At 72.1% G+C, this 17,788-nt stretch carries 21 protein-coding genes; 13 read left to right on the top strand and 8 right to left on the bottom strand.

The genetic code is table 11. From position 1 onward, the window contains the following. Window positions 1-62 precede the first annotated feature (62 nt). Together uvrA and DFJ66_RS33500 are read left to right on the top strand one after the other, a co-directional pair. Window positions 63-2,939: an excinuclease ABC subunit UvrA gene (gene uvrA / locus DFJ66_RS33505; protein WP_121227249.1), complete on the top strand. Its 2,877-nt coding sequence runs from the start codon at window positions 63-65 to the stop codon at window positions 2,937-2,939. 5 nt (window positions 2,940-2,944) lie between these two features. Further along, window positions 2,945-3,412: an SRPBCC family protein gene (locus DFJ66_RS33500; protein WP_121227247.1), complete on the top strand. Its 468-nt coding sequence runs from the start codon at window positions 2,945-2,947 to the stop codon at window positions 3,410-3,412. Here the strand turns inward: DFJ66_RS33500 and DFJ66_RS33495 are convergent. The 5 genes from DFJ66_RS33495 to DFJ66_RS33475 form a co-directional block, all read right to left on the bottom strand. Continuing rightward, the gene (locus DFJ66_RS33495) at window positions 3,409-3,753 is read right to left on the bottom strand and encodes a hypothetical protein (RefSeq protein WP_121227245.1); all 345 of its coding nucleotides are present in this window, start codon (window positions 3,751-3,753) and stop codon (window positions 3,409-3,411) included. The genes DFJ66_RS33500 and DFJ66_RS33495 overlap by 4 nt on opposite strands. Beyond that, window positions 3,750-4,241 carry a hypothetical protein gene (locus DFJ66_RS43100; protein WP_170199037.1) on the bottom strand — a complete coding sequence of 164 codons (492 nt, stop codon included), beginning with the start codon at window positions 4,239-4,241 and terminating at the stop codon, window positions 3,750-3,752. The genes DFJ66_RS33495 and DFJ66_RS43100 overlap by 4 nt, the downstream gene beginning before the upstream one ends. Before the next feature lie 118 nt (window positions 4,242-4,359). Continuing rightward, complete coding sequence (locus tag DFJ66_RS33485; RefSeq protein WP_246029999.1) at window positions 4,360-4,953, bottom strand: response regulator transcription factor; 594 nt, start codon at window positions 4,951-4,953, stop codon at window positions 4,360-4,362. Window positions 4,954-5,022: 69 nt separating this feature from the next. Further along, window positions 5,023-6,162: an aminotransferase-like domain-containing protein gene (locus DFJ66_RS33480; protein ID WP_121227243.1), complete on the bottom strand. Its 1,140-nt coding sequence runs from the start codon at window positions 6,160-6,162 to the stop codon at window positions 5,023-5,025. Window positions 6,163-6,281: 119 nt separating this feature from the next. Continuing rightward, a complete protein-coding gene (locus DFJ66_RS33475) occupies window positions 6,282-7,115 on the bottom strand; it encodes an ADP-ribosylglycohydrolase family protein (RefSeq protein ID WP_121227241.1) in 834 nt (277 codons plus the stop codon). A 158-nt stretch (window positions 7,116-7,273) separates the two neighbouring features. Here DFJ66_RS33475 and DFJ66_RS33470 point away from each other — a divergent pair, with 158 nt between their 5' ends. Further along, window positions 7,274-7,981, top strand: coding sequence for a S1 family peptidase (locus DFJ66_RS33470; protein ID WP_121227239.1), 708 nt, complete (start codon window positions 7,274-7,276; stop codon window positions 7,979-7,981). 51 nt (window positions 7,982-8,032) lie between these two features. On the opposite strand, the gene DFJ66_RS33465 is transcribed toward DFJ66_RS33470, so the two are convergent. After that, window positions 8,033-9,388, bottom strand: a complete 1,356-nt coding sequence (locus DFJ66_RS33465; RefSeq protein WP_121227237.1) for a choice-of-anchor A family protein — start codon at window positions 9,386-9,388, stop codon at window positions 8,033-8,035. A 166-nt stretch (window positions 9,389-9,554) separates the two neighbouring features. Then, window positions 9,555-10,901, bottom strand: coding sequence for an MFS transporter (locus tag DFJ66_RS33460; RefSeq protein WP_211351398.1), 1,347 nt, complete (start codon window positions 10,899-10,901; stop codon window positions 9,555-9,557). Window positions 10,902-10,978: 77 nt separating this feature from the next. Between DFJ66_RS33460 and DFJ66_RS33455 the strand changes: the two genes are divergently transcribed. Next, the gene (locus DFJ66_RS33455; RefSeq protein WP_121227235.1) at window positions 10,979-11,686 is read left to right on the top strand and encodes a TetR/AcrR family transcriptional regulator; all 708 of its coding nucleotides are present in this window, start codon (window positions 10,979-10,981) and stop codon (window positions 11,684-11,686) included. Here the strand turns inward: DFJ66_RS33455 and DFJ66_RS33450 are convergent. Continuing rightward, the gene (locus tag DFJ66_RS33450; protein ID WP_121227233.1) at window positions 11,664-12,707 is read right to left on the bottom strand and encodes a DNA polymerase IV; all 1,044 of its coding nucleotides are present in this window, start codon (window positions 12,705-12,707) and stop codon (window positions 11,664-11,666) included. The two genes, DFJ66_RS33455 and DFJ66_RS33450, sit on opposite strands and share 23 nt — an antisense overlap. 32 nt (window positions 12,708-12,739) lie before the next feature. Here DFJ66_RS33450 and DFJ66_RS33445 point away from each other — a divergent pair, with 32 nt between their 5' ends. From DFJ66_RS33445 to DFJ66_RS33405, 9 genes are all read left to right on the top strand, one after another. Next, window positions 12,740-13,147, top strand: a complete 408-nt coding sequence (locus tag DFJ66_RS33445) for a helix-turn-helix transcriptional regulator (protein ID WP_170199812.1) — start codon at window positions 12,740-12,742, stop codon at window positions 13,145-13,147. Between the two features lie 23 nt (window positions 13,148-13,170). Then, window positions 13,171-13,575: a VOC family protein gene (locus DFJ66_RS33440; protein ID WP_121227231.1), complete on the top strand. Its 405-nt coding sequence runs from the start codon at window positions 13,171-13,173 to the stop codon at window positions 13,573-13,575. A 39-nt stretch (window positions 13,576-13,614) separates the two neighbouring features. Next, entirely contained in the window at window positions 13,615-14,067 is a 453-nt protein-coding gene (locus DFJ66_RS33435; protein ID WP_121227229.1) for a DUF309 domain-containing protein, read from the top strand. Further along, window positions 14,061-14,657 carry a GNAT family N-acetyltransferase gene (locus DFJ66_RS33430; protein ID WP_121227227.1) on the top strand — a complete coding sequence of 199 codons (597 nt, stop codon included), beginning with the start codon at window positions 14,061-14,063 and terminating at the stop codon, window positions 14,655-14,657. The genes DFJ66_RS33435 and DFJ66_RS33430 overlap by 7 nt, the downstream gene beginning before the upstream one ends. Before the next feature lie 100 nt (window positions 14,658-14,757). After that, complete coding sequence (locus DFJ66_RS33425; RefSeq protein ID WP_121227225.1) at window positions 14,758-14,940, top strand: hypothetical protein; 183 nt, start codon at window positions 14,758-14,760, stop codon at window positions 14,938-14,940. Between the two features lie 132 nt (window positions 14,941-15,072). Beyond that, window positions 15,073-15,498 carry an SRPBCC family protein gene (locus DFJ66_RS33420; protein WP_121227223.1) on the top strand — a complete coding sequence of 142 codons (426 nt, stop codon included), beginning with the start codon at window positions 15,073-15,075 and terminating at the stop codon, window positions 15,496-15,498. Between the two features lie 71 nt (window positions 15,499-15,569). Further along, window positions 15,570-15,932 (top strand): YciI family protein, encoded by a 363-nt coding sequence (locus DFJ66_RS33415; RefSeq protein WP_121227221.1) that lies wholly within the window; start codon window positions 15,570-15,572, stop codon window positions 15,930-15,932. Further along, window positions 15,929-17,134 (top strand): RNA polymerase sigma factor, encoded by a 1,206-nt coding sequence (locus DFJ66_RS33410; protein ID WP_121227219.1) that lies wholly within the window; start codon window positions 15,929-15,931, stop codon window positions 17,132-17,134. Before DFJ66_RS33415 ends, DFJ66_RS33410 begins: the two co-directional genes overlap by 4 nt. 11 nt (window positions 17,135-17,145) lie before the next feature. Next, window positions 17,146-17,781, top strand: coding sequence for a Pr6Pr family membrane protein (locus tag DFJ66_RS33405; protein ID WP_121227217.1), 636 nt, complete (start codon window positions 17,146-17,148; stop codon window positions 17,779-17,781). The last annotated feature ends 7 nt before the right edge of the window (window positions 17,782-17,788 follow it).

Here is a 17,788-nt window from a genome sequence, read left to right as displayed (position 1 = left end):
GTGGTCCAGTACGCTTTTCGAACGTCTGTTCGGGGGATGGCCGAATACCGAAGGGAACCGTCGTGGCTGACCGCCTCGTCGTACGCGGCGCACGCGAGCACAACCTGCGAGGGGTGGACCTCGACCTGCCGAGGGACAGCCTCATCGTGTTCACCGGGCTGTCCGGCTCGGGCAAGTCCAGCCTGGCCTTCGACACGATCTTCGCCGAGGGGCAGCGCCGGTACGTCGAGTCGCTGTCGGCCTACGCGCGCCAGTTCCTCGGGCAGATGGACAAGCCCGACGTCGACTTCATCGAGGGTCTGTCGCCGGCGGTGTCGATCGACCAGAAGTCGACCAGCCGCAACCCGCGCTCCACGGTCGGCACGATCACCGAGGTCTACGACTACCTGCGCCTGCTCTACGCCCGCGCGGGCAAGCCGCACTGCCCCACCTGCGGCGAGGCCATCTCCAAGCAGACGCCGCAGCAGATCGTGGACCAGGTCCTGGCCATGGAGCAGGGCACCAAGTTCCAGGTGCTCGCACCGGTCATCCGGGGCCGCAAGGGCGAGTACCTCGACCTGTTCTCCACGCTCCAGTCGCAGGGCTACTCGCGCGCGAAGGTGGACGGCGTGGTCTACGCGCTGGGCGAGGTGCCCAAGCTCAAGAAGCAGGAGAAGCACCACATCGCGGTGGTGATCGACCGCCTGACCGTCAAGGCGAGCGCCAAGCAGCGGCTCACCGACTCGGTGGAGACCGCGCTGCGCCTGGCGGACGGCCTGGTGGAGCTGGAGTTCGTCGACGTCCCGGAGAACGACCCGGGCCGCGTGCGCGGCTTCTCCGAGAACCTGGCCTGCCCCAACGGCCACCCGCTGGCGATCGAGGACCTGGAGCCGCGGTCGTTCTCGTTCAACTCCCCCTACGGCGCCTGCCCCACGTGCACCGGCATCGGCGTGCGCAAGGAGGTCGACCCGGAGCTGGTCGTCCCGGACGACGAGCTGTCGCTGTCCGAGGGCGCGATCGCACCGTGGGCCACCGGCCAGACCGCCGAGTACTTCGCCCGCCTGCTGGAGGCGCTGGCGCTGACCATCGGGTTCCGCATGGACACCCCGTGGCGGCAGCTGCCCGCCAAGGCGCAGAAGGCGATCCTGCACGGCGTGCCGGAGCAGGTGAACGTCCGCTACAAGAACCGGTACGGCCGCGAGCGCTCCTACTACGCCAACTACGAGGGCGTGATCCCGTTCCTGGAGCGCCGCCAGGAGCAGACCGAGTCCGAGTACATGCGGGAGAAGTACGAGGGCTACATGCGGGAGGTGCCGTGCCCGGTGTGCCAGGGCACCCGCCTCAAGCCGGAGATCCTGGCCGTCACGCTGCACCACGGCCGCAAGGGCGACAAGTCCATCGCCGAGGTCTGCGCCATGTCGGTGCAGGAGTGCTCGGAGTTCCTCGACGGGCTCAAGCTGGGCAAGCGCGAGGCGCTGATCGCGGGCGCGGTGCTCAAGGAGATCCAGGCCCGCCTGCACTTCCTGCTCGACGTCGGCCTCAACTACCTGTCCCTCGACCGGGCGTCCGCCACGCTGTCGGGTGGTGAGGCGCAGCGCATCCGGTTGGCCACGCAGATCGGGTCCGGCCTGGTCGGCGTGCTGTACGTGCTGGACGAGCCGTCCATCGGCTTGCACCAGCGCGACAACCACCGCCTGATCGAGACCCTGACCCGGCTGCGCGACCTGGGCAACACGCTCATCGTGGTCGAGCACGACGAGGACACCATCCGCACGTCGGACTGGGTGGTCGACATCGGTCCGGGCGCGGGCGAGCACGGCGGCCAGGTCGTGCACAGCGGCCCGTACCAGGAGCTGCTGAAGAACAAGAAGTCGATCACCGGCGACTACCTGTCGGGCCGCAAGCAGATCCCGATGCCCACGAGCAGGCGCAAGGTCGACAAGAAGCGCCAGCTCACGGTCGTCGGCGCGCGCGAGCACAACCTGCGCGGCATCGACGTGTCCTTCCCGCTGGGGTGCCTGGTGTCGGTCACCGGCGTGTCCGGCTCGGGCAAGTCCACGCTGGTCAACGACATCCTGGCCACGGTGCTGGCGAACAAGCTCAACGGCGCCCGCCAGGTGCCGGGCCGCCACACCCGGGTCAAGGGCCTGGAGCAGGTGGACAAGCTGGTGCAGGTCGACCAGTCGCCGATCGGCCGCACACCCCGGTCCAACCCGGCCACCTACACGGGCGTGTTCGACCACATCCGCAAGCTGTTCGCGGCCACCACCGAGGCGAAGGTGCGCGGCTACCAGCCGGGCCGGTTCTCGTTCAACGTCAAGGGCGGGCGCTGCGAGGCGTGCGCCGGCGACGGCACGATCAAGATCGAGATGAACTTCCTGCCGGACGTCTACGTCCCGTGCGAGGTGTGCAAGGGCGCGCGGTACAACCGCGAGACGCTGGAAGTGCACTACAAGGGCAAGACCATCTCCGAGGTCTTGGACATGCCGATCGAGGAGGCCGCGACCTTCTTCGAGCCGATCAACGCCATCCACCGCCACCTGCGCACCCTGGTCGACGTCGGCCTCGGGTACGTGCGGCTGGGCCAGCCCGCGCCCACCCTGTCCGGCGGCGAGGCGCAGCGCGTGAAGCTGGCGTCGGAGCTGCAGAAGCGGTCCACCGGCAAGACGGTGTACATCCTCGACGAGCCGACCACGGGCTTGCACTTCGAGGACATCCGCAAGCTGCTGGGCGTGATCAACGGCCTGGTGGACAAGGGCAACACGGTGATCGTGATCGAGCACAACCTCGACGTGATCAAGGTGTCGGACTGGCTGGTCGACATGGGCCCCGAGGGCGGCTCGGGCGGCGGCACGGTCGTCGCCGAGGGCACCCCGGAGGACGTGGCCGAGGTCGAGCAGAGCTACACCGGCCAGTTCCTGCGCGAGGTGCTCGGCACGGACGCGGCGGTGGCGGGGTAACCGCGGTGTCCCTGCACCGCTACCGCTTCCGCAGCGTCTGGACGGTGGACAACCCGCCGCCCGAGACGTTCGACGTGCTCGCGGACCTCGGCAGCTACCCGAAGTGGTGGCCCGAGGTCCGCGTGGCCCAGCAGATCGGGGACCGGGCGGCCCGGCTGCGCTGCCGGTCCGCGCTGCCCTACGACCTGGTCTTCGAGGCCCACCACAACACCGAGGACCGCGCGTCCGGCCTCCTGCGCGCGGACCTGGTGGGCGACCTGGAGGGCACCGCGAGCTGGCGCGTCCTCCCCGACGGCCGCACCGGCACCCGCCTGGTCTACACCCAGGAGGTCGAGGTGACGAAGCCGCTGGTCCGCCGCCTGGCCCTGATCGCCCGACCGCTGCTGAAGGCCAACCACGAACTCATGATGCGCAACGGTCGCCGGGGCCTGCGCACCTACCTCGCCGGCTTCCGCGCGGCCCGGGAGAGCTAGATCAGCGGGCACGTCTCGTACATGATCTGGAACAGGCGGTTGGACTCCGGCGAATCGCCGACCGGCAGCTTCATGTAGGCCTTGGTCGCCTCGGTGCACTTGGTCAGCACGCTCTGCTGCGAGTCCAGCGAGGACTTCCGGGAACGCTTCTCCTCCAGGGACTGGTCCGCTTCCTCCCGCTCGCGCGCCACGTCGGCCGCGGTGGATTCCTCGGTCGCGCGGGCGGTGGTCAGGCGGTCGGTCTCGGAGCGCTGGCCGAAGTAGAGCACGGTGAACACGGCGGCCGTGGCCAGGAACAGGGCCGCCACGGCGGACAGGGCGACGATCGGGGCTCGGTTCATCGGCAGTACACCCTCACGCGGTCGATCGCGGCGGCCAGGGCCGGCTGGTTGGAGTCCCGGGCCGCGATGATGGAGTCCTTGGCCGGTTCGCCGCACTTGCGCAGCTCGGCGATCTGGGCTTCGAGGGACTTGATGTCCGCGTCCGTCTCGTCGATCGACTTGCGGGTGTCGGCGAGTTCGGCGCGCTTGTCGGTCACCTGGCGGGTGGCGTCCTCCAGGGCCTGGGACGCCTTCTCCCGGTCCTGGCGGGCGTCGTTCCACAGGGCGGCCATCGTGCCGGCGGCTCCCATGGTCAGGACGGCCAGGAGTGCCAGGACGAGCACGACCGGCCGCACCTTCGACGCCGGCGGCGGGGTCTGGGGCGGCGGTACCTGGGGCGGCGGGGTCTGGCGCGGCGCGGCCTGGGACGGCGTCTGGGGCGGCGGGACCCGGGGTGGCGGCACGTCGTGCGGCGGGTAGGGCTGTGGGGTGGGCTGCGGGCCGGTCATGGGCCCGAAGGTAGGGTCGCCGAGGTCCCCGCTTCACCGGCCACCACCGCACCGGGGCCGGTCGGCGCAGGTCAGAGCGCACGGCCCGGTTCCCCGGAACGGCCCGGACCGGGGGCGGTCACAGCCAGCCGTTGTCGCGGGCGGCGGCGACCGCACCCGCCGTGCCCTCCGCCCCCAGCTTCGTCACGGCCGCCGACAGGTAGTTGCGGACCGTCCCCGGCGACAGGCCCATGCGCCCGGCGACCTCCGCCACCGGGGTGTCGTAGGCGACCAGGCGCAGGGCTTCCAACTCGCGTGGCGTCAACGGGCACGGTGCCGGCACCAGCACGTCCGCCGCCAGCGCCGGGTGCAGGTACCGCCCGCCGGCGTGCACCCGCCGCACCACGTCCGCCAGCACCCCGGACGGGGACGACTTCGGCAGCACCGCCTTCGCCCCCGTCACCAGGGCCTGCCGGGCGTGGGGCACGCCGGTGCCGGTCAGGACGACCACCGCGCACGACGGCAGCAGCGGCGCCAGGTCCCGGGCCACCGCGAAGCCGTCGAGGAGACCGGCCAGCACCACGTCCGGGGTGTGCGCCACGGCGGCGGCCACCGTCGACTCGCCGTCCGCCGCCGAGGCCACCACGTCGAGGTCGCCCTCCAGCCGCAGCAACGCCGTCAGCGCCACCCGTTCCAGGCCCGACTCGTCGGCCACCAGCACGCGGATGCGCACGCCGACCTCCCACCGAACCGGACCCGGGCCGGGGTCAAGCGTGCACCACCCACCACCGCGAACGCACGACTACCCCAGCGCGATGCCCAGCCTCCGCACGCCCTCGGCGATGTCGGCCACCGTGTTGGTGGTGAACGACAGCCGCAAAGCGGACCGGTCCGGCACCGTGGCGAAGAAGGGCGCACCCGGCACGAACGCCACGTCCTGGGCGAGCGCCTTGGGCAGCAGCTCGGCGGTGTCCACGTCGCCGGGCAGGGTCACCCACACGAACATCCCGCCGTCCGGGTCGCTCCACCGCGCGCCTTCGGGCAACGCCGAGGGCAGGGCGGACAGCATCGCGTCCCGTCGCTCGCGGTAGGCGGCGCACAGGCCGCGGACGTGCGCGTCGAGGTCGTTGTCGGCCAGGTACACCGCCGCCGCGGCCTGGTCGATGGTGGACGTGTGCAGGTCGGCCGCCTGCTTGACGATCACCAGCGTGCGCAGCAGCTCGGCGGGCGCGCGCAGCCACCCCAGCCGCAGGCCGGGCGCGCCGATCTTGGAGAAGCTGCCCAGGTACAGCACGCGCTCGCTGAACGTCGCCAGCGCCGGCTCCGGCTCGCCCCGGTAGCGCAGCTCGCCGTACGGGTCGTCCTCCACCACCCACAGCCCGTGCCGGTCGGCCAGCGCCGCGATCTCACGCCGCCGCGCGGCGGTCAGCGTCCGGCCGGTCGGGTTGGCGAAGGTCGGCACCAGGTACAGCAGCTCGGGCCGCTCCCGCTCGACCACCTCGGCCAGCGCGGCGGGGTCCATGCCGTGCTCGTCACCCGCGACCGGCACGACCCGCGCGCCCGCGAGCTGGAACGCCTGGAGCGCCGCCAGGTACGTCGGCTCCTCGACCGCCACCACCGCGCCGGGCTCCAGCAACGCCGTGACCAGCAGGGTCAGCGCCTGCTGCGAGCCGGTGGTGACGAGCAGGTCGGCGGCACCGGTGGGCAGGCCGCGGGCGGTGAGCCGGGCGGCGACGTGGCCGCGCAGGTCCAGGTCGCCCTCGGTCGGCGCGTACTGGAGGGAGCGCCGGGACACGGCCTTGTCGAACGCCGCGCGCAGTGCGTCGACGTCGAACAGCTCGGGCGCGGGCAGCCCGCCCGCGAAGGAGATCACCTCGGGCCGGTTGACCAGGGCGAGCAGGTCGCGGACGGGCGAACTGGCGACGGCGAGCTTGCGAGGCATGAGGCGGTCCTCCGGTGGACGGGAACAAGGGGTGCGCGGTCGTGCCGCGTCGAGGAGTCGCACCGGGGTCGAGGCGCCTCCTTTCACCCTAACCGGTGATCACCTGGCCGCTCACGTGGTTATCCGCACTCCCGGAGCCGCGCGTCGAGCTGAGCGAGGTGGTCCCGGCCGTAGGTGCCGTTCTCCAGGTCGTCGAGCAGTACTTGCGGCAGGTCGTTCGGCAAGACCCAGGACGCGGCGGCCAGGGCGATCGTCGCCACCGTGTCCACGTCGCCGGTGAACGCCACGCACGCGCGCAGCACCTCGCTCTGCGAGTCGTGCCCGGCCAACGCGGTCAGCGCCGCCCGCACGCTCATCACGCCCTTCGAGCCGACCTTCCCCTGCCACGGCCGCGCCCACACCGGCGACCCGAGCCGGTCGGCGATCCACGCGCCCACCTCGGCCACCGGCCCCAGCCCGTGCCGGCAGTAGTGGACGGCCAGCGCGGCGGCCGACGCGGACGCGATCCCGTCCGGGGTGTCGTGCGTGACGCGCGCCTGCACCTCGGCGCGGTGCAGCACTTCGTCCACAGTGGACAGCAGGCCGACCGGTGCGACCCGCATCGCCGCGCCGCTCTTGTCGCTGTGGGGCCGGATGCGGGCCAGGAAGTCCGCGCCCGTGCGCACCCCGACGAGGAACGCCTGGAAACCGCCCGCGTAACCGGGCCGCGGGTCGCGGTGGAACGCGTCCACGAACCGCTCGGCGATGTGCTCGGGCGTCCACGGGTCGCCGTCGGCGAGCAGTTCCGCCAACGCCAACGTCATCTGCGTGTCGTCGGTGTACGCGCCGGGCAACTGGCCGTGCGTCGGGTGGCTGACGTAACCGCGCAAAGTGTTGTGGGCGGCCACGAAATCCGGTTCGGCGTACTCGAAACCCGCGCCGTACGCGTCACCCACCGCCAACTCGACCAGCACTCGCGCCCCCTCCGTCCGGGTCCGACCGAACGGCGTCGTAAGGCCGCGCTATAACCGAGTCGGTATGTCCCGGTTCACCCTATTCGCTGGTAATACTCGATGTCGACCAAAGACACCCTGTGCGCGAGAAATCGCGTGTCTTTCGGAATCGAGGAACCTTGCGACCCACCAGGTTGATCCCTGCGCTCGCAGCCGCTCTGCTGTCCCTGCTCGCCCTGGCCCCCGCCGGTTCGGCGGCACCCGCGACCGACGGCGGGGTCACGCCGTACATCATCGGCGGCGGCTACGCGTCCAACGCGCCCTGGGCGGCACGGCTGTTCTCCAACGGCCGGCAGACGTGCACCGCGACCATCATCGCCCCCACGTGGATCCTGACCGCCAAGCACTGCGTGAGCGGTGGCGGGCTGTCGTTCCGGATCGGCAGCCTCGACCAGACCAGCGGCGGCACGCTGGCCAACGGCGTGCAGACCTACACCCACTCGGCGGACCTCGCGCTGGTCCGGCTCGACCGCTCCGTCTCGGCGACCTACTCGCGGCTGGCCTCCTCCTCCCCGGCGGCCGGCACCACCGTGCAGGTCTACGGGTGGGGCGCGACCTACCGGTGCGGCTCCGAGATCAACTGCCAGTCCCAGTACCTGAAGGTGGCCAACGTCGTCGTGTCCGGCGCGTGCACCGACGCCTACGGCGGCAGCGCGATCTGCGCCCGCTACGGCAACGGCATCACCGCGGGCGGCGACTCCGGCGGCCCGATGGTCTACAACGGACTGCAGATCGGTGTGGCGTCCACCAGCGACCGCCAGACGACGACCGCGTACACCAACGTCACGCGCTACCGCTCCTGGATCCAGTCCATCGCCGGCGTCTGATCAACGCCGCACCGGCCCGCCCGCCCCTGCGCGGGCGGGCCGTTCGCGTTCCTAGCTCCGACGCCTGCGGGCCACCAGGGCGAGCAGGGCCGTGCCGACGAGCACCAGCAGCCCGCCGACGAGGAAGAAGCCGGCCAACCCACGACCGGTGACCGCCAGTTCGTCACCACCCGCGAGCGGTGCGGTGGTGGTCGTGGCCGGCGCGGTGGTGGTCGTGGCCGGTGCAGTGGTGGTCGTGGTCGGCGCAGTGGTGGTCGTGGCCGGTGCAGTGGTGGTCGTGGTCGGCGTGGTGGTAGTGGTCGTGCTGTCGGTCGTCGTGGTGCTGTCGGTCGTGGTGGTCGTGACTTCGGTCGTGGTCGTAGTGGGCTCGGTCGTGGTAATGACCGTGCCGCAGCCGGGCAGGTCGCCGGTGAACGGGTACGCGTGGAACTCGTTGCCGGTGCCGCCGCCGGACCCGCCGTGGGTCAGCGAACCGGTGGTGAAGAAGCGGCCGTTGACGCCCGGCATGGTCACCGTCGTCGTGCTCGCCGGGTTGCCGACCAGCACGCTGCCCTGGAACTGCGCGCCGCCGGCCAGCTCGACCGTCGTCGCGGCCGGGAAGTTCCACAGGAGCCGTTCGCGCAGGCTGTTGAGCTGCCCGCCGTCGGCGATCTCGCCGGTGTAGGTGGCGATCTTGCGGGCGTCGCCGACGAGGTTGACCAGCACGGTCGCGCCGGCCGGGATGCCGGCGAACACGATCCCCTGCTGCCCGCCCGAGGCGCTGACCAGGTCGAAGTCGACGGTGAACACCTGGAGCGCGGACTTGCCGTCGCCGGTGAAGAGGGTTTGGTAGTTCTGGTTGACCGCCGTGCCGGTGGTGGCCGCGGCGGCGTAGCAGGTGCTCGCCGTGGTGAGCTGCGCGGCCAGGCCCGCGTAGGGCTGGAAGGCGTCGGGGTCGGGCTTGTCGGTGCCGGTGAAGGTGCCGCTGATGCCGCCGGCGTGGTGGATGTTCCCGCCTTCGGCGAGCAGCTTCTGGCCCGCGGCGACGCTCACGCCGCCGCCGGTGACCAGGAAGTCCGAGCCGGGCGGCGGTGGCACGCGGGACCCGACGCCGACGATGCCGACGTTGTAGGAGGGCGACGAGCCGGGGTCCTTGGCCTGGTCGAAGTTCCCGCCGACGACGATCCGCCCCTCTGCCTCGGCCGCGCTCGCCCGGACCCGGAAGTCGCCGCCCACGAAGACGTTGACCGCCTCGTCGTACCCGGCGATCGCGCCGTTGTGGATGGGCGGGAACGTGTCGGGGCACTGCGTGCCGACGCACGGCCCGAGCCCGCCGGGCAGCGGGTCGGCGGTGCTGGTTCCGTGCAGCGCGACCGCCGTGACCAGCGCGACCGCGCCGAGAACTCCGAGCAGGTGGGTGCGGGGCATGGGCTCGATGCTCTGCGCCGACCACGCTTCGCGCGCGCGGACACACGCCGGGTTACCCCGCCGGGGGTGACAGAAAGCCCCCGACGGGGTGACACCGCCGGCGCCGAGCCCACCCGGGCGCGGGGTGACGCCGTCAGCGCCGAGCCCGACCGGGCACTGGGGCACCTCAGCGCCGAGCGGCCAGCCCCAGCCCGACGACGACCGTCGCCAGGCCCGCGACCAGTGCCGCGCCGGCCGTGCCGAGCGCCGTGCCCGCGATCGCGACCAGCACCGCGAGCCCCATCGCCCCGCCGACCTGCTGCGCGGTGGTCGCCACCGCCGACGCGACACCCTCCTGGCCCGCGTCCACCCCGGCCGAGGCGGTGATGAACATGGCCGGGAACGTGATCCCGCCGCCGACGCCCCACACCACCAGGCCGGGCAGCAACAACCAGAACCCGCCGTGCACGGCCATGCCGGCGGCCAGCAGCCCGATCCCGAGCCCGTTGCCGACCATGCCGACGACCAGCGCGCGCCGCACGCCCCACCGGGCGATCACCGGGCCGAGGAGCTTGATCGAGGCCGTCATGGAGACCAGCGTGAGCGGCAGGAACACCAGGCCGGCGGCCAGCGGCCGGTAGCCGAGGGTGTCCTGGAGGTAGGTGGTGGTCAGGTAGTACGCGCCGCCGAGCGAGCTCTGGAACACCAGGATCACGCCGATCGCGGTCAGCAGGGCCCGGTTGCCCAGCAGCCGGGTCGGCACCAACGGCTCCCGCGTCCGCCGCTCGACGAGCAGGAACACCCCGAGCACCACGAGCCCGGCGAGCACGGTCAGCCCACCTCGTGCCCACCCGCTCTCCGGCCCGGTGACCAGACCCAACACCAGCAACACGGATGCCGCGGTGGCCAGCAACGTCCCGAGGACGTCGAAACCACGCCGACCTCGTGCCACCACGGCGTCCGGTGCCAGCACGAAGGGCGCGAGCACGGCCGCGCCCAGCGCGAACGGCACCATCACCAGCAGCACCCACTCCCAGCCCCACGCGTCGGTCAGCACCCCGCCGAGCAGCGCGCCCACCGCGAGCCCGCCGCTGCCCGCCGCGCCCCACACCGACAGCGCCCGGTTGCGCTCGGGCCCCTCGGCGAACCCGGACCCGATCAGCGCCAGCGTCGCCGGCGTCAGCAGCGCGCCGCCCAACCCCTGCGCGGCCCGAGCGGCGACCAGGAACCCCTGGTCGGTCGCCACCCCGCCGGCCAGGCAGGCGAGCCCGAACAGCACCAGCCCGGCCACGAACGCCCGCCGCGCGCCGAGCCGGTCCACGACCCGCCCGCCGAACAGCAGGAACCCGCCGAGCCCGACCGCGTAAGCGCTGAGCACCCATTGCAGGGACTGCGCGGAGAAGTCCAGCGCACGCCCGATGTCGGGCAGCGCGACGAACACGATGTTGTAGTCCATCGCCACGATGAACTGGGCGAACGCCAACAAGAAGATCCGCAGACCCGTTTTCGGGCGCGCGGCTACCCCAGTGGTCAAGATGCACTCCGTATTTTTACTGCACGGCGTATAGTTCAGATATGCCGCACAGTACAGCAACGCTGTAGAGTGTCAACATGGCTGTCCAGGTGCCCAGCAGGCGGGCGCGGCTGCGTGCCGAGACCTCCGCCGAGATCCGCGCGACCGCGCTCAAGCTCATGGCCGAGGGCGGTCCGGACGCGATCTCGCTGCGGGCCATCGCCCGCGAGATGGGCATGACGGCCAACGCGATCTACGGCTACTACGCCACCCGCGACGACCTGATCACCACGCTGATCGCCGAGGTCTACGGCGACCTGGTCCGCCAGGCCGAAGCCGCCCGGGACGCCGCCGACGGCCCCGCCGCGCGCCTGCTGGCCTGGGCGCACGCCTTCCGCGCGTGGTCGCTGGCCAACCCCGAGGGCTTCCGGCTCATCTACGGCGACCCCGTGCCCGGTTACCAGCCGCCCGAGGACGGCTTCGAGCCGGAGAAGCGCGCGTGCGCCGCCCTGACCGAGCTCGTCGTGGCCGCCTGGCCGACCGCCGCCGCCACCCAGTCCCACGGCGACCACCGCTGGGAGGACTTCGACCCGCACGTCACCGAGGACCTGCGCACGCACCACCCCGACCTGCCGCCGGCCGCCGTCGCGCTGTCCCTGCGCGTGTGGGGCCGCATGCACGGCCTGGTCACGCTGGAGGTCTACGGCCGGTTGCGCGCCCAGACCACCGAGCCGGGCAAGCTCTACGAAGCCGAACTGGACGACCTGGTCCGCTCGCTCGGGCTCACGTCGCCGGGTCGGGGCTAGCGAACTCCACCCGCACCCCGAGCAGCCGGACCGCCCGGTCGTCGGAGAACCGCTCCCACGCCTCGAGCGCGGCCCGCTCGACGGGTTCGGCGTCCAGCGTCGGCCCCGCCAGGGTCACCCCGCGCGTGTAGGTGAAGAAGGGCGCGAACCGGGCCTTCACCACCACCCGCACCACCGGCCGCCCTTCCGCCCGCACGTCCTCCGCGACCCGCCGCGCCAACACCGCCACCTGCTCCCGGACCTCCTCGCGCGAGGTCAGGTCGTGCTGGAACGTCGTCTCCCGGCTCCGCGACCGCGCGACCCACGGCGTGGCGGTGACCTCGGTGTCCCCCGCGCCCAGCGCCAGCCGGTGGAAGTACGGCCCCATCGCCGGCCCGAACCGCGCGGCCAGTTCCGCCGGGTCGGTGCGCGCCAACTCCTCGACCGTGCCGATGCCAAGCTCCGCGAGCTTCTTCGCGGTCCGCGACCCGATCCCCCACAACGCCGTCACCGGCTTCGACGCCATGACCGGGACCCAGTTGTCCTTGGTCAGCCGGTAGACGCCGGCCGGTTTGGCGAACCCGGTGGCGAGCTTGGCGCGCAACTTGTTGTCCCCGATCCCGACCGAGCACGACAACCCGGTCTCCGCCTCGACACGCGCTCGCACGGACGCCGCCAACGCCTCGGGGTCGTCGGTGCGCGCGCCCAGGAACGCCTCGTCCCACCCGATCACCTCGACCACCACGGGCAGCTCCCGCAGCACGTCCATGACGTGCGCCGACACCGCCTCGTACGCGGGCGGGTCGGAGGGCAGGAACACCGCGTCCGGGCACTTGCGCACGGCCACCTTCAGCGGCATCCCCGAGTGCACGCCGAACTCCCGCGCCTCGTAGGACGCGGTCGCCACGACGGCGCGCTCGGTCGGGTCGCCGTTGCCGCCGACGACCACCGGCCTGCCCTTCAGCTCGGGCCGCCGCGCCACCTCGACCGCCGCGATGAACTGGTCGAGGTCCACGTGCAGGACCCAGTCCGGTTCGGACACAACCGCCAGTATGGGCGTGGGATGCTGCTCGCGTGACCCCGGAGGAGCTCGCCCACCTGCGCCGGGCCAAGGACCTCATGGACCGCGAGTACGCCCGACCGCTGGACGTGCCCGCCATGGCCCGTGCGGCGCTGATGTCCACTTCGCACTTCGCCCGGCAGTTCAAGCTCGCGTACGGGGAGACGCCGTACAACTACCTGATGACCCGGCGCATCGAGCGCGCCAAGGCCTTGCTGCGGCGCGGGGACATGTCCGTCACCGACGTCTGCATGGCGGTCGGCTGCACCTCGCTCGGGTCGTTCAGCACGCGGTTCACCGAGCTGGTCGGCGAGTCCCCCAGCGCGTACCGGGCCCGCGACCACTCGGCCACCGCCGCCATCCCCAGCTGCTGGGCCAAGCACGCCGACCGTCCAAGCAGATTTCGAGAAGCACGCCGTTGACCTGCGGCGTTAGCGTTTGCGCCATGAAGCTCTCGCACACTTTCATCCAGGTGCACGACCAGGACATCGCCCTCGCGTTCTACCGGGACGTCATCGGCCTCAAGCCGTGCGTCGACGCTGACATGGGCGAGTGGCGGTGGCTCACCATGACCCCGCCCGACCAGCCGGAGGTCCAGATCGCGCTGGCCGACCCGATCATGGCCCGCTCGCCCGAGGACGCCGTGACGGTCCGGGAGCTGCTCGCCAAGGGCGCCATGGACGGCGTGATCTTCGAGGTGGACGACGTGGACGCCACGTTCGAGCGGATCCGCGCGGCGGGCGCGGAGGTGGTCCAGGAACCGATCGACCAGCCCTACGCCGTGCGGGACTGCGCGTTCCGCGACCCGTCGGGCAACATGATCCGGTTCTCCACCAGCCTGAAGGGCTGACGGGTGCGCGCGGACGGCCGGTCGTGACACGATCAAGACATGACCGGCAGTCCGCGCGACCGCGACGACGCGGGCCGCGCCCGCAACGCCCGCCCGCGCGACGGCCTGGGCCGTCCACTCCCGTACGGCGCTCCCGGGGTGGAGCGCCAGCCCGAGGGTGTCCCCCGGACGCCGTCGGAGTCGTTGGCCGAGGCGCAACGGCTCCTGGACGACGGCAAGCCGTTCCACGCGCATGAGGTCCTGGAGGACGCCTGGAAGGCCGCGCCCGAGCCGGAACGCGAGCTCTGGCGCGGCTTGGCCCAGTTGGCGGTCGGTCTGACCCACGCGGCACGCGGCAACGCCCGGGGCGCACAGTCCCTGGTGGACCGCGGCGCCCGGAACATCGAGCCGTACCGGGACGACCCTCCGCACGGGGTGGACGTGGCCGGGCTGGTGGCGTGGGCGAGGGCCGGCGGCGTCGGCACGCCCCGCCTGAGGGGGGAAGCGTGCTGATCCGTCCCTACCGCGAGTCCGACCGGGACGCCGTGGGCGACATCTGCGTGCGCACCGCCGACGCCGGTGGCGACTCCAGCCACCTGTACCCGGACCTGGAGCTGATGCCGAGCACCTTCGCCTGGCCGTACGCGGAGCTGGAGCCGGACCTGGCCTTCGTCGCCGACGACGGCGAGCGCGCGGTGGGCTACGTCCTGGGCGCGGCCGACACCCCGGCTTTCGTCGAACGGTTCCGGGACGACTGGCTGCCGAAGGTGGCGGACCGCTTCCCGCTGGTGGACCCGCCCGTGAGCCCGACCGACGAGATGGTGTGGCTCCTGCACCACCCGGAACGCATGATCGTGCCGGCGCTGGCGGACTACCCGGCCCACCTGCACATCGACCTGCTCCCCGACCACCAGCGGTCGGGGCACGGGCGGCGGTTGATGGCGGCGCTGCTCGACGCGTTGAGGGAGAAGGGGGTACCGGCCGTGCACCTGGGGATGCTCACCGTGAACACCCCGGCTCGGGCGTTCTACGACCGGTTGGGCTTCCACGAGATCGACGTGCCGGACCGGGGGCCGTTGACCTACCTGGGCCTGCACCTCTGACCCGGGACCGGACCTCTGACCCGGAATTGGGCCGAATGCCTGCTTGGGGACTGTTTCCGCGGGGTAGACGACGGGCGACAACTCCCCCAAGGAGGCTCCAGTGTTCGCGATCATCGCCGCGGTCATCTTCGGTCTCGCCCTCCTGCTCGACCTGGCCAACGCCTCACTGGGTTCCGTCATCGACGGCGGCACCCTGCTGATGGCCGGTCTGCTGTGCGTGGCGCTCCACCTGGCAGGCGTGGGCGTAGGCGCCCGAGCCTTCTCCTTCCGCCGTCGCCGGTAACCGACGTCCGCTGCTCGCCGCACGACACCCCCACGGGAGGGCCTCGGTTTCCTCCCGTGGGGGTGTCGCGCTGGGGTGAGGCTGTTCGACGTCCTCTGCGGGGAACGGGTGTCGAGCGGAGGATGAGCGGTTATGGACGTGACGGCGCGGCGGACCATCGCGCGGGAGCCTGAGCGGGTTGCCGCGTATGCCATGGACTGGCGGCATGACCACGAGTGGACGCAGGGGATCAAGCGGGCCGAGCTCACCTCGCCCGCGCCCGGCGGTGGGTTCGGGGTGGGGGCCGAGGTCACCCGGACCGCGTACTTCCTCGGGCGGCGGATCGACTACGTGTTGCGGGTCGAGGCGCATGAGCCGCCCGCCCTGCTGGACATGCGGTCCGTCGCCGGGCCGTTCCCCATGCACGTGACCTACCGGTTCGACCCCGCGCCCGAGGGGACGCTGGCCTCGATCCGGGTTCGGGGTGGGCGTTACCGGCTGCTCGACCCCGTGATGGGGTGGTTCGTGCGCAACAACCTCCGGAAGGATCTTCGGGACCTGGCCGAAAAAGTCGGCTGAGCCGTGTCGCGCGGCGGGGGTGGTGTTCGACGTTCTCGGTGTCGGTACCGCACGAAGTCGAGGAGTCGAGGATGAAGTACCTGCTGCTGATCCAGTCCAACCCCGCCAACTGGGCCACGCTCTCGCAGTCCGAACAGGACGGCCTGATGTCCGAGTACCGGGCGTTGACGCAGGAGATGGTGGAGTCCGGTGAGCACCTGGCCGGTGGGCCGCTGACCGATCCGCAGACCACGCGCACGGTGCGGGTGCGGGACGGGCGGGCCGAGGTGACCGACGGGCCGTTCGCCGAGTCCAAGGAGTACCTGGCCGGGTACTACCTGGTGGACGTGGAGTCCGAGGAGCGGGCGGTGGAGTTGGCCAAGCGGATTCCGGACGCCCGGTTCAACGCCGTCGAGGTGCGGGCGGTCATGGACATGGGTGGCCTGGAGTCTTGAGCGCGCTTGTCGAGGGCCTGTTGCGGGAGTTGGCGCCGCAGGCCCTCACGGCCGTGCTGCGCTACGGCGCCGACTTCGGTGCGGCGGAGGACGCCGTGCAGGAGGCGTTGCTGGCCGCTGCGGTGCAGTGGCCGGGTGAAGGGGTGCCGGACAACCCCCGTGGGTGGCTGGTCCGGGTGGCGTCGCGCAAGTACCTGGACTGGCGGCGGCGGGAAGCGGCTCGGTTCGCCAAGGAGGCCGAGTCGGCGGAGTGGTCGCGGCCGGTGGAGGTGGACCACTCCGACGAGTTGACGCTGCTGTTCCTGTGCTGCCACCCCGCCCTGCCGCGGCCGGCGCGGGTCGCGTTGACGTTGCGGGCGGTCGGCGGGTTGACCACCGAGGAGATCGCGCGGGCGTTCCTGGTACCCGAGCGCACGATGGCGCAGCGCATCACGCGGGCCAAGCGGCAGGTCGCGACCGGCGGGCTGCGGTTCACCCCGCCGCCGCCGGAGGAGTTCGCGCAGCGCATGGACACCGTGCTGGAGGTCCTCTACCTGATCTTCAACGAGGGCTACGCGGCCAGTTCGGGCGTCGAGGTGCACCGGGCGGCGTTGACCGGCGAGGCGATCCGGCTGGCCCGGCAGCTGCACCGGATGGTCCCGGACAACGCCGAGGCGACCGGCCTGCTGGCGCTGATGCTGCTGGTCGACGCGCGCAGCGACGCCCGGGTCGACGGCGGTCGGCTGGTGCCGCTGCGCGAGCAGGACCGGTCGAAGTGGGACGCCGGGCGCATCGCCGAAGGGGTCGCGCTGGTCGAGTCGGCGCTGCGGGACGGGGTCGTCGGCCCCTACCAGGTGCAGGCGGCGATCGCGGCGCTGCACGACGAGGCCCCGACCGCCGAGGACACCGACTGGCTCCAGATCGTCGGCCTGTACGAGCTGCTGGAACGCCTGTCCCCCGGCCCGGTGGTGCGGCTCAACCGGGCGGTCGCGGTGGCGATGGCCGACGGTCCGCACGCCGGGCTCGCCCTGCTCGCCGACCTGGACGACGACCCCCGCCTGGCCCGGCACCACCGGCTCGCGGCCGTGCGGGCGCACCTGGTGGAGCTGACCGGCGACCACGCGCGGGCCGTCGAGCTGTACCGGGCGGCGGCGCGGGCCACGGCGAGCGTGCCGGAACGGGACTACCTGCTCGACCGGGCGGACCGGCTTACCCGCGGGTAACCTCCGCGATCATGGACGTTCGACGTGGGTGGTTCGGGGTCACGGCGCTGGTGGTGCTGGTCGGGCTCGTGGTGCAGATCGTGGTGACGGCGGGGATCAGCACCGGCCGCTTCCCCGGCCTGGGGTCGCGCCTGTTCAACCTGTTCTGCTACTTCACCATCCAGTCCAACGTCCTGGTGCTGGTGACCAGCGCCCTGCTGGCGGTGCGACCGGATCGTCCGTCCACGCTCTTCCGGACACTCCGGCTGGACGGTGTCCTGGCCATCGCGGTGACCGGGCTCGTCTTCCACACCGTCCTCAAAGGCCTGCACGAACTGACCGGCGCGGCGGCGTTCGCGGACTTCCTCCTGCACACCACGTCCCCGGTGCTGTGCGTGGTCGGGTGGCTGGCGTTCGGCCCGCGCGGCGCGATCACCGGGCGGGTCATCGGGTGGTCGGTGGTGTTCCCGTTGGCGTGGCTGGCGTTCACGCTGGTCCGGGGCGCGATCATCGACTGGTACCCGTACCCGTTCGTCGACGTGACGGAACTGGGGTACGGCCGGGTGCTGCTCAACTGCACCGCCGTCGCGGTGCTGTTCCTCGGGTTGGCGGCGGGCGCGCTGTGGGTGGACCGGCTGATGTCGCGCAAGCAGGCCCCGGTGGCGTAGGGCCGGC

The organism is Saccharothrix variisporea (genome assembly GCF_003634995.1).
Lineage (GTDB): Bacteria > Actinomycetota > Actinomycetes > Mycobacteriales > Pseudonocardiaceae > Actinosynnema > Actinosynnema variisporeum.
Note: the sequence above shows the minus strand (reverse complement) of the source record. Positions and strands in the feature narration are given on the sequence as shown.

What these genes read in the sequence shown, in the direction of transcription:
- DFJ66_RS33415 (WP_121227221.1), top strand. Translation starts at nt 15,570, where the DNA reads ATGAAGTACCTGCTGCTGATCCAGTCCAACCCCGCCAACTGGGCCACG.
- DFJ66_RS33455 (WP_121227235.1), top strand. Translation starts at nt 10,979, where the DNA reads ATGGCTGTCCAGGTGCCCAGCAGGCGGGCGCGGCTGCGTGCCGAGACC.
- DFJ66_RS33495 (WP_121227245.1), bottom strand. Translation starts at nt 3,753, where the DNA reads ATGAACCGAGCCCCGATCGTCGCCCTGTCCGCCGTGGCGGCCCTGTTC.
- DFJ66_RS33435 (WP_121227229.1), top strand. Translation starts at nt 13,615, where the DNA reads ATGACCGGCAGTCCGCGCGACCGCGACGACGCGGGCCGCGCCCGCAAC.
- DFJ66_RS33440 (WP_121227231.1), top strand. Translation starts at nt 13,171, where the DNA reads ATGAAGCTCTCGCACACTTTCATCCAGGTGCACGACCAGGACATCGCC.
- DFJ66_RS33405 (WP_121227217.1), top strand. Translation starts at nt 17,146, where the DNA reads ATGGACGTTCGACGTGGGTGGTTCGGGGTCACGGCGCTGGTGGTGCTG.
- DFJ66_RS33465 (WP_121227237.1), bottom strand. Translation starts at nt 9,388, where the DNA reads ATGCCCCGCACCCACCTGCTCGGAGTTCTCGGCGCGGTCGCGCTGGTC.
- DFJ66_RS33420 (WP_121227223.1), top strand. Translation starts at nt 15,073, where the DNA reads ATGGACGTGACGGCGCGGCGGACCATCGCGCGGGAGCCTGAGCGGGTT.
- DFJ66_RS43100 (WP_170199037.1), bottom strand. Translation starts at nt 4,241, where the DNA reads ATGACCGGCCCGCAGCCCACCCCACAGCCCTACCCGCCGCACGACGTG.
- DFJ66_RS33480 (WP_121227243.1), bottom strand. Translation starts at nt 6,162, where the DNA reads ATGCCTCGCAAGCTCGCCGTCGCCAGTTCGCCCGTCCGCGACCTGCTC.